The organism is Gordonia cholesterolivorans, from assembly GCF_039531975.1.
GTDB lineage: Bacteria > Actinomycetota > Actinomycetes > Mycobacteriales > Mycobacteriaceae > Gordonia > Gordonia sihwensis.
This window is the reverse complement of record NZ_BAAARB010000008.1, coordinates 98,586-110,719: the sequence shown is the minus strand read 5'-3', so window position 1 is coordinate 110,719 and position 12,134 is coordinate 98,586. Positions and strand designations below refer to the sequence as shown.

At 69.9% G+C, this 12,134-nt stretch carries 12 protein-coding genes; 6 read left to right on the top strand and 6 right to left on the bottom strand.

From position 1 onward, the window contains the following. Positions 1-7 precede the first annotated feature (7 nt). The 5 genes from ftsL to ABFX36_RS09560 form a co-directional block, all read right to left on the bottom strand. Entirely contained in the window at positions 8-820 is an 813-nt protein-coding gene (gene ftsL / locus ABFX36_RS09580; RefSeq protein WP_231875684.1) for a cell division protein FtsL, read from the bottom strand. Positions 821-825: 5 nt separating this feature from the next. Further along, on the bottom strand, positions 826-1,854 hold the full coding sequence (gene rsmH, locus ABFX36_RS09575) for a 16S rRNA (cytosine(1402)-N(4))-methyltransferase RsmH (protein ID WP_346076090.1): 1,029 nt from the start codon (positions 1,852-1,854) through the stop codon (positions 826-828). Between the two features lie 249 nt (positions 1,855-2,103). Continuing rightward, positions 2,104-2,541 (bottom strand): division/cell wall cluster transcriptional repressor MraZ, encoded by a 438-nt coding sequence (gene mraZ, locus ABFX36_RS09570; RefSeq protein WP_006895321.1) that lies wholly within the window; start codon positions 2,539-2,541, stop codon positions 2,104-2,106. A 454-nt stretch (positions 2,542-2,995) separates the two neighbouring features. Continuing rightward, entirely contained in the window at positions 2,996-3,406 is a 411-nt protein-coding gene (locus tag ABFX36_RS09565; protein WP_006895320.1) for a DUF3040 domain-containing protein, read from the bottom strand. A gap of 132 nt (positions 3,407-3,538) precedes the next feature. After that, positions 3,539-4,072 (bottom strand): SAV_6107 family HEPN domain-containing protein, encoded by a 534-nt coding sequence (locus tag ABFX36_RS09560; RefSeq protein ID WP_062366707.1) that lies wholly within the window; start codon positions 4,070-4,072, stop codon positions 3,539-3,541. A gap of 337 nt (positions 4,073-4,409) precedes the next feature. Between ABFX36_RS09560 and ABFX36_RS09555 the strand changes: the two genes are divergently transcribed. Both ABFX36_RS09555 and ABFX36_RS09550 read left to right on the top strand, forming a co-directional pair. Further along, complete coding sequence (locus ABFX36_RS09555; RefSeq protein WP_006895318.1) at positions 4,410-5,078, top strand: GNAT family N-acetyltransferase; 669 nt, start codon at positions 4,410-4,412, stop codon at positions 5,076-5,078. A gap of 78 nt (positions 5,079-5,156) precedes the next feature. After that, positions 5,157-5,975, top strand: a complete 819-nt coding sequence (locus ABFX36_RS09550) for an LppM family (lipo)protein (RefSeq protein WP_231875683.1) — start codon at positions 5,157-5,159, stop codon at positions 5,973-5,975. A 42-nt stretch (positions 5,976-6,017) separates the two neighbouring features. On the opposite strand, the gene ABFX36_RS09545 is transcribed toward ABFX36_RS09550, so the two are convergent. After that, positions 6,018-7,001 (bottom strand): methylenetetrahydrofolate reductase, encoded by a 984-nt coding sequence (locus ABFX36_RS09545; protein WP_062366767.1) that lies wholly within the window; start codon positions 6,999-7,001, stop codon positions 6,018-6,020. A 114-nt stretch (positions 7,002-7,115) separates the two neighbouring features. On the opposite strand from ABFX36_RS09545, the gene ABFX36_RS09540 reads away from it, so the two are divergent. Genes ABFX36_RS09540 through ABFX36_RS09525 form a run of 4 tightly spaced genes read left to right on the top strand, consistent with a single transcriptional unit; the run spans position 7,116 to position 12,124 of the window. Continuing rightward, a complete protein-coding gene (locus ABFX36_RS09540) occupies positions 7,116-8,210 on the top strand; it encodes a polyprenyl synthetase family protein (protein ID WP_062366701.1) in 1,095 nt (364 codons plus the stop codon). 5 nt (positions 8,211-8,215) lie between these two features. Then, entirely contained in the window at positions 8,216-9,742 is a 1,527-nt protein-coding gene (gene crtI / locus ABFX36_RS09535; protein ID WP_006895314.1) for a phytoene desaturase family protein, read from the top strand. After that, positions 9,739-11,220 (top strand): alpha-(1->6)-mannopyranosyltransferase A, encoded by a 1,482-nt coding sequence (locus tag ABFX36_RS09530; RefSeq protein WP_006895313.1) that lies wholly within the window; start codon positions 9,739-9,741, stop codon positions 11,218-11,220. Before crtI ends, ABFX36_RS09530 begins: the two co-directional genes overlap by 4 nt. Then, positions 11,213-12,124, top strand: a complete 912-nt coding sequence (locus ABFX36_RS09525; protein ID WP_006895312.1) for a phytoene/squalene synthase family protein — start codon at positions 11,213-11,215, stop codon at positions 12,122-12,124. Before ABFX36_RS09530 ends, ABFX36_RS09525 begins: the two co-directional genes overlap by 8 nt. The last annotated feature ends 10 nt before the right edge of the window (positions 12,125-12,134 follow it).

Below are 12,134 nucleotides of genomic sequence, written 5' to 3'. Positions count from 1 at the left end.
GCGCGCATCAACGCGCGGGCGCGGTATTGGCGGGCGGCGTGGCGGTCGTCGAAGACGCCACATCGGTGGGCCGACTCACCCGATTCCGGACATCCGGGCGCACCGAGGTCTGGGGTGCCGGATTCGTCCGAGACTGCGATGTCGGGACCGAGGACGGGCGGGGGTTCGGCGCCGGCCGCGGGTTCGGCGCAGGCGTCGACGGCGCCGGAGCGGGAGTGGTCGCCGTACGCGGCGGTGCACTCTGCGATTGTTCGCCACCGAGTCCCTCGGAATCGTCGACCTTGTTCTTGTCGATCTTCTCGACGGGGTCCGGCGCCGGGTTCAGGTCCGGAAGCGGGCTGCCGGTCGCCGGTGTGGGAGTGCCGCGGAGCCGTGGCTTGCCGTCTGCTCCGACGATGATCTCGGCGGCGTTCGACGCCGGAACCATCCCCTGGCGAGCGGCCGCCCGCGCGATCGCGGGCGCCTGGTCGCCTGCGTCGGCTGCCGCCTTCAACTCGGCGGCACGGGCCTGCAGCTCCTGGTTCTCCTTGCGGAGCGCGTCGATCGAGTACGAGTCCTGCGCCGATTTGGTGGTCAGGAACAGAGTCAGCGCGAGGGCGCCCATCACCAGGACCAGGATCGGCACCACGAGCGGGACTCCGGCGATGCGGCGCCCGGTCATCGGCAGCCGGGCTCCGGTGCGCTCACGGCGAGTGCGCCGATCGAGAGCCCGCTGGGCCGCCTTGGATCGCGACGGACGCTCGCTCGCCGCGGCGCCGGTGCGCCGTCGACGCTGACGGTCGGAACCCTCGCGTGGTCCGGTGGCGGTGCGAGTGTCCACAAGCGTCACTGTGCTCCCCTTCCGTCTGCGGTCCCGCCGCCGCGACCCGCGGGGTGGTTCGGTGCGATACGTTCGATGGCCCGGATCCGGACAGGGGCCGAACGCGGGTTGGCCGCACGTTCGGCCGCGTCTGCCTGTTCGGCTCCGCGAGTGACGAGCGAGAACCGCGGGGCGGTCCCCGGCAGATCGACCGGCAGACCGGCCGGGGTGGTGTTCTCCACCGCACGGGCGAAGTCGCGCTTGACGATTCGGTCCTCGAGCGACTGGTAGCTCATCACGGCGACCCGGCCGCCGACCGCGAGTACTTCGAGCGCCGCCGGGATCACCCCGCGCAATGAGTCGAGTTCGTGGTTCACCTCGATCCGGAGCGCTTGAAAGGTCCGCTTGGCCGGATGGCCACCGGTCCGCCGGGTCGCCGCCGGGATGGTGGCGTACAGGAGCTCCACGAGACGTCCGCTGGTGGTGAACGGCTCCTTGGCGCGTTCCCGGATCACTGCCGAGGCGATCTTCCCCGCGAACCGCTCCTCGCCGTACTCGCTGAGCACTCGGGCGAGAGAGCCGTGGTCGTAGGTGTTGAGGACGTCAGCCGCCGTCAGCTCGTCGTCGGGATTCATCCGCATGTCCAGCGGTGCGTCGACGGCGTACGCGAACCCGCGTTCGGCCCGGTCCAGCTGCATCGACGAGACCCCGAGGTCGAGGAGCACCCCGTCGACCTCGTCGCGTCCGGTGGCGGCGACCACCGACTCGATCTCGTCGTAACGATTGTGGTGGAACTCCACGCGGTCTCCGAAGCGTTGCAGACGCTCGGAGGCGATGCCGATCGCCGATGTGTCGCGGTCGATGCCGACGACGTGCAGACCCGCCAGGCGTTCGAGGAAGTACTCTGTGTGGCCGCCGGCGCCCAGCGTGCCGTCCACCAGGACCGCGCCGCCGCCGTCGGGCGACCGACGGGTGAGAGCCGGTTCCAGCAGCGCGAACATGCGATCAGCCATCACCGGAACGTGTCCGTGTTCGCCTTGCCGCGGTGCGTTCACCCCGCTCCCTCCCTGCTGCCGTGAGAACCGTGCCGATAATTTCTGGGCGTCGCCCCCTGCGACGCTCCGGAGACCACCGGCATCGATGCCGTGGAACTGCGGCGGTGTGGGCCTGCGATGAGACGGGGTCCCCGCCCGAGCGCACCTGGCGTTGGGGAAGTACGTCAGGGTCGATCGGGCCGAGGCCTCGACTCACCGCAGCAGTCGTGATCTCCGAATGTTCAATTCACGTGTGTCGACGCGATCCCGTTACAGGATCGAGTCGAGGGCGGACGATCCCGCGTTGGAGAACGCCTCCTCGTGCTGGGCCTGGTAGTCGCGCCAGCTCTGCGCGTCCCAGATCTCCAGGTGGTCGTACGAGCCGATGACGACGCACTCCTTGGTGAGCCCCGCGTAGTCGCGGTGCTCGGCCGAGAGGTTGACGCGGCCCTGCCCGTCGAGCCGCTGCTCGTCGGCGCCGGCGAAGAAGTACCGCAGAAAAGCGCGGGCCTCCGGGTCGTTGCGCGACGCGGTGACCGCCTTCTCGGCGATCGCGTCGAACTCCTCTGCCCGGTACACCGACAGGCTGCGGTCCTGGCTGCGTGTGACCATGACTCCTCCTGCCAGCGCGTCGCGGAACTTCGCGGGCAACGTCAGTCGCCCCTTGTCATCGAGCTTGGGCGTGTAGGTGCCGACGAAACGAGCCACGTCGACACCTCCTCACCCTCCCGGGTTCGGCGGTTCCGGTTCCCCCTCGCCCAGTGATGCCCACACTACCCCACTTCCCACCACATTCCACCCCGCAGGCCCCACCGTTTCCCCACCATCAACTATATGAGCAGGTCAGAGTGCCTGAGCTTCACTGGATTCTCAGCAATCATCGACGTGTCGCAGCTCACTAGTGTCGTTACGAAAGGGGTCAAAAGGTAACGAAGTGACTGGTGAGACCAACCAAGAGCGGTAGGTGGGGCATTGTGGGGAGAGGGGGTGGGGCACTGTGGGGAGACGGGGTGGGACGCTGTGGGGACACCTCGGAGACAGACGTTCCCGAGATACGAAAAACGGGGCCGCATCTTCCTTTCGGAAGTTGCGACCCCGCCAGGGAGATCGTTGTCGACGCAGGGCACGTCAGGCCGTCAGCCGCCGGTGCCGACGGCCGGTTCTACAGATCGCGGTCGTCCCGCTCGAAGCGACGGTTGAAGCGATCCTCCATCCGTCGGCTCAACGAGCCGTGACCGCTCGCGGCCTTTCCGGACTTCTTCGACGAGGAGGCGCCGTCGGGACCCGAGATCCGCCCGCGGCCAGCCATCAGGCCGAAGACCGCGGCCCCGAACATCAGCAGGAATCCGACGAAGCTGAGGATCTTCAGTCCGCCGACCTCGACGTCGACCATCATTCCGCCGACCAGCAATGCGAGTCCAGCGAGGAACCCGAGAGCGACCACGATCCGACGACGTGCGTTCGGCAAGCGCACCTTGTGGCGGGTGACGCTCGACGCGAACTTCGGGTCTTCGGCGTAGAGAGCGCTCTCTATCTCATCGAGCATGCGCTGCTCGTGCTCTGAAAGCGGCACCGCTCCTCCCTTACTGGATCGTGGCGAGGATTTCGTCTTCTCGCCTCTCTATGTCAATAGTACGAGCCCGAGCGCCCTTCGACCACCATTGGCCGACGATGCGTTCACAATCACGCCGATCATCCCGCGCACTCAAGCGACGGTTCCGCGCGCCGCCGGACGCTTCGAGGTGAGCTTCCCCTGCTCGTACGCCAGCAGCGTCGCGTCGGCCACGTCCAGGAACTCGACCGCACGGCGCTCCACGCGCGCGCAGAACGTGGAATCGACGGTGCGCACCAGCCCCGCCTCGACGTGCGAGCGCATGGTCGAGAGTTCGCCGAAATAGTCGGCGAGTTCCCGGCACTGGGGAGCACGCTCCTTGATCCGACTCCACGCGTCCGCCGCACCGCGGCGTCGGCGGACGCGGCCCGAGGGCTCATAGATCTCCAGCACCGCGCCGGCGGCTCGGATCGCCGCGAGATAGAACAGCCGGAATCGCTCGGCCCCGTCGTCGTCCACCGACGCCGCCTGCTCGAACAGGTCCTCTGCCCGATCCAGGAGATCGCGGCTGCGGTGCACCACGTGCGGGTCGACTCCGTGATCGGCTTGTGCACCGGACACCGACGGGGCGGGTGCGAGATGCAACCCGGCGAACTGCCGCCCGGACCGTTCTGCTGACCGCTCCATCCCAACTCCTCCGTGTCGGCGCCCGGCTCTGTCGGGCTCGTGACGAAACCATGACAGAGGGGTACGACAAAGAGGGCGTTGCGACGACGGGCCCGACGGCCGGCCGTCGCACGGCGCCGGCACTCCCGCGAAGACTTCGACAGCGGACCCCGTCACCGATGATCGGTGGCCCGGCGATGTCTTCCCCATCGCCGGGCCACTGGACCGCCCAACCGATACGAACATCAGTTCGACAGGCGTCAACCGTAGCCGGTGTGAACGCCGATGGGCAAGTGCCGCTACGCTCCCAGAGTCTGGCAGCCGCAGACGAATCGAGCCGACGACGAAGGGAACGGGCATGTCACTGGACGCCTCCCCGATCCGCGTCGCGCCCCTCCCGGCCGATCTGGCACACCTGTGGCTCGATCCCGCGGTGCACACCTACATCACCGCCATGCACTACCCCCGCGGAAGCGAAGCCCACCGGTTGCCGCTGTGGCGCGATCACATCGCGCGCCCCGGGTGGTCGGCTTTCGGCGCGTTCGCGACGCTGTCCGCGCTCGACTCGCTCCGGCCCACGTACTCCCGGCTGCGCGTGCGCGCACCGCTGGCGCTCTCGGATCGCGAGATCCTCGTCGGGGTGGCGTACGGCTACCGCGGTGCACCGGACCAGTGGTGGAACCGCCAGCTGTATTCGGGACTGCTACAGGCCGGAACCCGGCCCGCCGACGCGCGCGAGTTCATGCGCGACTACTTCGAACTCACCGAACTGCATGTGCATCCGGCCGGTCAGGGCCGCGGCGTCGGCCAACGGCTCCTGACATCGCTGCTCTCGGGCAGACCGGAGAGCAAGGTCCTCCTCTCGACGCCCGAAGTCCAGGGTGAGGCCAATCGCGCCTGGGGCCTCTACCGCCGCCTCGGCTTCGAGGATGTCCTGCGGCACTTCACCTTCGCCGGAGACGCCCGGCCGTTCGCCTTCCTCGGACGCCCGCTCCCTCTTCCGGACGCCGGTCCCCCGCCGCGATGACCGGCCGCCCGCGGTCCGTCCGACGCACCGATGACGACACTGCGCAGGTTGGCGCATCTCTTCTGGCACGATGAGTCGGTGACCTCGTTCCGCCGCACCGCGCTCGCCCTAGCCGGACTGTTGGCACTGATCCCCGTGCTCACCGGTTGTCTCACCAAGTCGACCACGGTCGGCGACCAGTTCTCCGGCACGGTCATCATCGCCACGTCACCGGATCAGCATCCGCAGAAGCCGTCCTTCGACATCCCGGCCTCGCTCAGCGGCCAGGTCTGGACCACCGACTTCCCGGAGAAGTCGGATGAGAGCAGTGCCGTACCCGCCCCGTCGACGCAGAGTTCGCGCCCCGGCGGACAGGCCGCGCCGTCGCCCGACGGCAAGGTCGGGTCCGAGCTCACCTTCGACAGACTCTCGGCGGGTCAGTTCAGCCAGCTCGGCGACATCATCGCCGCCGCCCTCCCCGACCCGTCCGCGACGGTCCATCTCAAATCGTCCCGCAGCGGCGACATCGTCCGTTTCCGCGGCTCGGCGTCGCTGACGGACGCCGATCCCGGCAGCGTGTACTTCTCCCTGTCGATCACGTTCGGCGGTGAGGTGGTCGCGACCAACGGTCATCAGGCGGGCGACGACACGGTGGTCTGGACGCCCAGCCCGGGACAGAACGTCGACCTGCAGGCCGATTCGGAGTACGCGGATCCGGCGACCGCCGCCGTGCCCAGCTGGACCTGGTTCATGTTCCTGCTGTGCGCGATCATCGTCGCGATGGTCGTGTACGCGGCCTACCAGAATCGGGACCGCTCACCCCGTCCGGGACGCCCGAAGCGCAAGCCCGAGGCGCCGCAGTCCGACGAGGAGTCCCCGAAGCCCGAGCGCGAGACATCCGGGCGCGGCGCCGACTGACGCCGTCCGCGTGCGGTCGCCCTCTCCGGCGGACCGCACGTCTCAGACGCCGGCCAGCGCCCCGCGCGTGTCGATGCCGATGCGCTCGAGCACCTCGCTGGTCGCCTTCGCGAAGTTGAGGCTGCAGAAGTGCAGGCACGGCACCCCTTCGGAGATGAGCCGCAACGAGGCCTCCGTGCACAGGTCGATGCCGACCGCACGCACGTCGGCCCGATTCTCCTCCGGTCCGTCGCCCGCCGCCTTCGCGAGCCGTTCCTCGACCGCCGGGGGGATCTTGCTGCCGGACAGTTCGGTCATCCTGCGCGCCGAGGCCAGCGAGGTGATCGGCATCATCCCCGGGATCAGCGGTTTGGCGCCCTGCTCGGGATCGGCGGCGACGATACGGTCGCGCAGGCGGAGGAAGTCGTCGACGTCGAAGAACATCTGCGTCACCGAGTACTCCGCGCCCGCCCGCAGTTTCCGCACCAGATTTCCGGTGTCGGCGGCGAGGTTGGGCGCGCGGTGGTGGCCTTCGGGGAACGACGCGACGCCCACGTGGAAGTCGCCGAGTTCTCCGATCAGGCGCACCAGTTCTTCGGCGTACGCCACGCCTTCCGGGTGCTTGACCCACTCACCGAGCGGATCACCGGGCGGATCACCGCGCAGGGCGAGCAGGTTGACGATGCCCTTGTCGGCGTACGCGCCCACCAGGCCGCGGAGTTCGTCGACGCTGTGGTTGACCGCGGTCAGATGCGCGACGGTCAGCAGCGTGGTCTCGGTCGCGAGTTCGCCCGCGATGCGCACGGTCCGGTCGCGTGTCGATCCGCCCGCACCGTAGGTCATCGACACGAAGGCCGGGTTCATTCGTTCGAAGATCCGGACCGCACGCCACAGTCGCGCCTCCTCGGCGGCGTCGCGCGGTGGGAAGAACTCGACGGAGAACGGCACCGGCCCGGAGTGCGGGTCGGCCAGACGCTCCACGACCGACTGCCCCGGGCGGGCGCGGACGTCGGAGTCGGTACTGATCGGATCGGTCACCCCAGTCATCATACGGACACCCGGCGAGCGGCCCGCGGCCGCCGATGCCGCGGCTGTGCCCGCGATCACCGCCGCTGCGGCGCGTGGCCGGGCTGTCGACGAGGACCGGTAACCTTGCCAGTCGTGGTCAACATTGCGCACGTGCCCGCCGCGGTCGACGAGATCCTGACGGCGTTCTTCGACTCCGGCCGGCCTGCGCTCGACGACATCTACCCCGCGGTCGCGGAGGCCGGCGACGTGCTCGCCGACTTCGTGCTGTCGGGCGGCAAACGGGTGCGGCCGCTGTTCGTCTACGCCGGCTGGCGATGCGGCCCCGAAGCGGCCGCCGACACCGGCCCCGGGGAGTCGACGGCATTGCGGGTCGGCGCCGCGATCGAGTTGATCCAGGCCTGCGCCCTCATCCACGACGACATCCTCGACCGCTCCGACACGCGGCGCGGCCGCCCGACCGTCCACCGCCGGTTCGAGGCCCTGCACGGCGACCGGGGGTTCGCCGGCGACCCCGCGCACTACGGCGTCTCGGCGGCCATCCTGCTGGGCGATCTGGCACTGGCCTGGGCCGACGACCTCGTGCACGGCATCACTCCCGCCGACGGCGGTCCCGCCGATCCGCATCCGCTGCCGCGGCCGGTGGCCGTTCTGTGGTCTCAGATGCGGACCGAGGTGCTCGGCGGTCAGCTCCTCGACATCACCAACGAGTCGTCCGGCGACGAGTCCGTGACCGCCGCGTACCGGGTGATGGAGTACAAGACGGCCGCGTACACGGTGGCCCGGCCGCTCCAGCTCGGTGCGGCGCTGTCCGGGGCCGAGGACGAGTTGTCACGCTCACTGCGTCGCATCGGGCTCGATCTCGGCGTCGCCTTCCAACTGCGCGACGACGTCCTCGGTGTATTCGGAGACCCCGCGGAGACCGGGAAGCCGTCCGGTGACGACCTCGTCGAAGGCAAGCGCACCGCACTCCTGGCCGAGGGTCTGCAGCGCGCGTCGGCGGCCGGCCGAGATCTGCTGCGCGACAGCCTCGGCCGTTCGCTGTCGGAGGCGGAGCTGACCGCGGCGCGCGACGTCCTGACCGAATCCGGCGCACTCACCGAGATCGAGAGACAGATCGACGAACGCCTCGACGCGGCCCTGGCCGGCATCGACGGACTGGATGCCGGAGAGTCCGCGCGCGCCGATCTGACCTGGATGGCCCGCCGAATCACCCATCGACGGCGGTGACGGCCATGACCGCTGATTCGCACGTCGTCGTCATCGGAGCGGGGCTGTCGGGATTGACCGCCGCGGCCCACCTGCGCGCCCGCGGACACGAGGTGACAGTCTTGGAGGCCACCGACTCCCCCGGCGGCCTGGTGCGCACCGAGACCATCTCGGGTCACCGATTCGACACGGGTGCAACGGTTCTCACCATGCCCGAGTTGATCGTCGACGCACTCACCGCCGTCGGCGTCGACCGCGAGCAGGCCCTGGAGCGGCTGGCCCTGCGCCCGGTGGACCCGAGTTACGTCATGAACTACGCCGACGGCTCGTCGCTGGCGATACCGCGCGAGCCCGCGGCCATCCCCGCCGCCGTCGAGCAGGTGTTCGGGACCGAGGCCGCCGACGGTACTCGCGACCTGCTGACCTGGCTGCGCCGCGTCTACGATGCCGAGTTCGACGTCTTCATCGACCGCAACTACGACGGCCTGGCCGACCTGACCGGACCGCGCACGCGCGCCGCCGCCGCGAACCTGGTCCGGCTCGGCGCGCTCGGCGGCCTCACCGCCGCCGTGGGTCGATTCGTCTCCGACCCCAGGGTTCAGCGGGCGTTCACCTTCCAGGCGCTCTACGCCGGCGTTCCACCCCACCGCGCGCGGGCGATCTACGCCATCATCGCGGATATGGACATCGGCCGCGGCCTCTGTGCTCCCGCGGGCGGCATGGGCCGCATCGGCCGGGTCCTCGAGCGCGCACTGGCCGACGCCGGCGTGCGGATCGAGTACGGAGCACGCGTCGACCGGATTCTGCGCCGGACCGACGGCTCCGCCTCGGGTGTGCTCGTCGGCGACCAGCGGCTCGCCGCCGACGCGGTGGTCGCGACACTCGAACGCGACGCGGTCGCCGAACTGTTGCACGACGAGCGCCGCCTGCGGACTCTGCGCTACTCGCCGAGCGCCGTGGTGGTGCACGGCGTGCTGCCGGCCGGGACCACCGCGGGCTGGCGGTCCGGCCATCACACTCTCGACTTCGGCGCCGCGTGGACCGACACCTTCGCCGACCTCACCGCTCGCCCGGGCCGACTGATGGGCGACGGATCGTTCCTGATCACCCGGTCTGCGGCCACCGATCCGGAGACATTCGTGGCCGACGGATCCGAGTCGGTGTCGGTTCTCGCGCCGACACCGAATCTGGTCTCGGCCGATCTGCCGTGGGATGTGCTCGCCGAGCCGTACACCGCCGAGTTCCTCGGCGTCCTGGAGTCCCGCGGCTACCCGGGTCTGTCCTCGATGACCGTGCTCCGGATCGACCACCCGCTGACCTGGCTGCGATCGGGTCTGCCCGCGGGGACGCCGTTCTCCGCGGCTCACACCGTCGCGCAGACCGGCCCGCTGCGCACGCCCAACCGCTGGCGGGGTGTGCCGAACCTGGCTCTGGGCGGCAGCGCGACCGTGCCCGGAGTCGGCATCCCGCCCGTGCTCGTGTCCGGCGGGCTCGCCGCGGCGCGGATCGACGACTACCTGCGTGGCCGGAACGGACACGGGGGGCGGTCGTGAATCTCCTGAAGCGCTATCCCGACGCCTGTCTCGGGTTCCTCGGTGTGCTGCTGGTGGTCGCGGGAAGCTACGGTCTCTCCGACGTTCCTCGCAACGACGCGACGCTCGCCGATCTCGGCCTGGCGCCGATGACGTACGGCCACGGGAAGACGCTGTCCGGCTTCGCGTTCTGGACGGGGATCGCGCTGATGGTCATCGCCTGGGTGCGAATCGGCCGGAGCCCCGAGCGGATGAGCCTGCGCGCCACGATGGCCACCGTCGGCGCCTGGACCGCGCCGCTGATGTTCGCGGTACCCACCTTCAGCCGCGACGTGTACGCCTACCTCGGTCAGGCGTCGGTGCTGATGCACGGATTCGATCCCTACACCGACGGACCCGCACACCGTCCCGGACCGATCGTCGATTCGATGGCGCAGATCTGGGCTCCCACGACCTCGCCCTACAGTCCCGGGTTCATGCTCCTGCTGCGCGGCATCGTCGGGATCACCGGCGACAACGTCTTCGCCGGCGTGTTCGCCATCCGCGTCGCCCTGCTGCCCGGACTGCTCCTGACGATGTGGGCGGTGCCCCGGATCGCCGCGCACTTCGGTGCGAGCCGGCGACTCGGGCTCTGGCTGGTCCTGGTGAACCCGATGCTGCTGATCCATCTGGTCGGGGGCCCACACCTCGAACTGCTGATGATGGGCTTCCTGGCCGCAGGCGTGGCCCTGGCGCTGGAGGGCAGGCACGTCGCGGGTCTCGCGGTCCTGGGCCTGGCGATCTCGGTGAAGGTCACCGCGGGAATCGCGATTCCGTTCGTCATGTGGATCTGGCTCGACCACCTGCGCAAGCGGCGCGCGGCCGATCCCGCGGCACCGACTCCGCTCATCGCCTGGCGCGACCGTGTCGCGATCTTCGTCGCGACGGGCGCGATCCCCGCCGCGGTGTTCGGTGCCTTCACGGTGATCCTCGGCCTCGGCCTCGGATGGATGAACGGCCTGTCGTACGCCTCTCGGATCATCAACCCGTTCACCGTCCCGATCTTCGTCGGGCACATCGTCACCTACGCCGCGGCTCCCTTCGCGACGCTCAACCTCCAGGCGGTCCTGGTGGTGACGCGGGCCATCGGCAGCGTCGCACTCGCGCTGATCCTCGTGTACCTCTGGTGGCGGTCGCGTCGCGACGAGCGGTCCGCGATGGCCGGCATGGCATGGGCGATGCTCGCTCTGCTACTGCTCGAACCGTCGACCCTGCCCTGGTACTACACGTGGGTCGCCTGCCTGGCCGTCGCATTCACCCTCCCGATGTGGGTGCGGCAGGTGGTCGTCGGAGTCAGCACCTTCTATCTCATCGTCTTCCAGCCGGACGACTCGATCCTGTTCTACAAGCCGCTCGAAACTTTGATGGCGCTGGCCTTCGCCGTTCTCGCGGCCGTCTCGCTGCGCCGCCGCGACCCGCTCAGACTGCGGGGGCTCGGGTCCCTGCTGATCCATGGCTGACGCCGACCGCGGGTACCGCCTCGCCGAGTCGCTCACGCGCGCGGCCGGCCGCACCTACTTCCTGGCCTCGCGTCTGCTGCCGGTGGACGGCCGGCGCGCGGTGTTCGCGTTGTACGGCTATGCACGCACCGTCGACGACGTCGTCGACGGTGCCGGTGGGTCGCAGCCGCGATCGGCGCGGCTCGACGCCCTCGAGAACGGCCTGGCCGCCGCACTCGCGGGGGCGCCGGTGCCGGCTGGTCTGAGCCGGGACGAGGCCGACATGCTCGCTGCGCTCGCCGAGTCGGTCGACCGGTTCGCGATCCCTGCCGAAACCTTCGAGGCGTTCGGCCGATCGATGCGAATGGACCTGCCCGGCGACCCCCTGTTCCGGAACCGCTACGCGACGCTCGACGCCCTGGCCGAGTACACCTACGGCTCGGCCGCGGTGATCGGCCTGCAACTGCTGCCGATCCTGGGCGCGGCTCCCGATCCGGACACCGCCCGGGGTGCAGCCCTGCTGGGCGAAGCGTTCCAGCTCACGAACTTCCTCCGTGACGTCGGCGAAGATCTGAACCGGAATCGGATCTACCTGCCCCTCGACCACCTCGGCGCCTTCGGGGTCGACGAGCAGGAGCTGCGTCACGACGCCACCGCGGGCACGGCCGGCCCCCGGATGCGGCGGGCGACGGCGCATCTGATCGCCGTCAATCGCGACCAGTACCGGCGGACGCTGCCCGCCATCGCCTCACTGCCCCGACGGTCGCGCCCCGCGATCTGCGCGGCCGCGCGGTCGTACAGCGCGATTCTCACCGCCATCGAAGACCGCGGTCACGACGTGTTCGCCGCGCGGGCCGTCGTACCGGTCCACCGCAGGCTCGGCCATGCCGTCACCGCCGTGGCCGGCCGCCCGGCTCTCGGCTGACCGGCTGCGC

Bases quoted from the DNA above. Each gene is read 5' to 3' on its own strand.
- ABFX36_RS09560 (WP_062366707.1), bottom strand. From the start codon at position 4,072: ATGGAGCGGTCAGCAGAACGGTCCGGGCGGCAGTTCGCCGGGTTGCAT.
- ABFX36_RS09555 (WP_006895318.1), top strand. From the start codon at position 4,410: ATGTCACTGGACGCCTCCCCGATCCGCGTCGCGCCCCTCCCGGCCGAT.
- ABFX36_RS09545 (WP_062366767.1), bottom strand. From the start codon at position 7,001: ATGACTGGGGTGACCGATCCGATCAGTACCGACTCCGACGTCCGCGCC.
- crtI (WP_006895314.1), top strand. From the start codon at position 8,216: ATGACCGCTGATTCGCACGTCGTCGTCATCGGAGCGGGGCTGTCGGGA.
- ABFX36_RS09525 (WP_006895312.1), top strand. From the start codon at position 11,213: ATGGCTGACGCCGACCGCGGGTACCGCCTCGCCGAGTCGCTCACGCGC.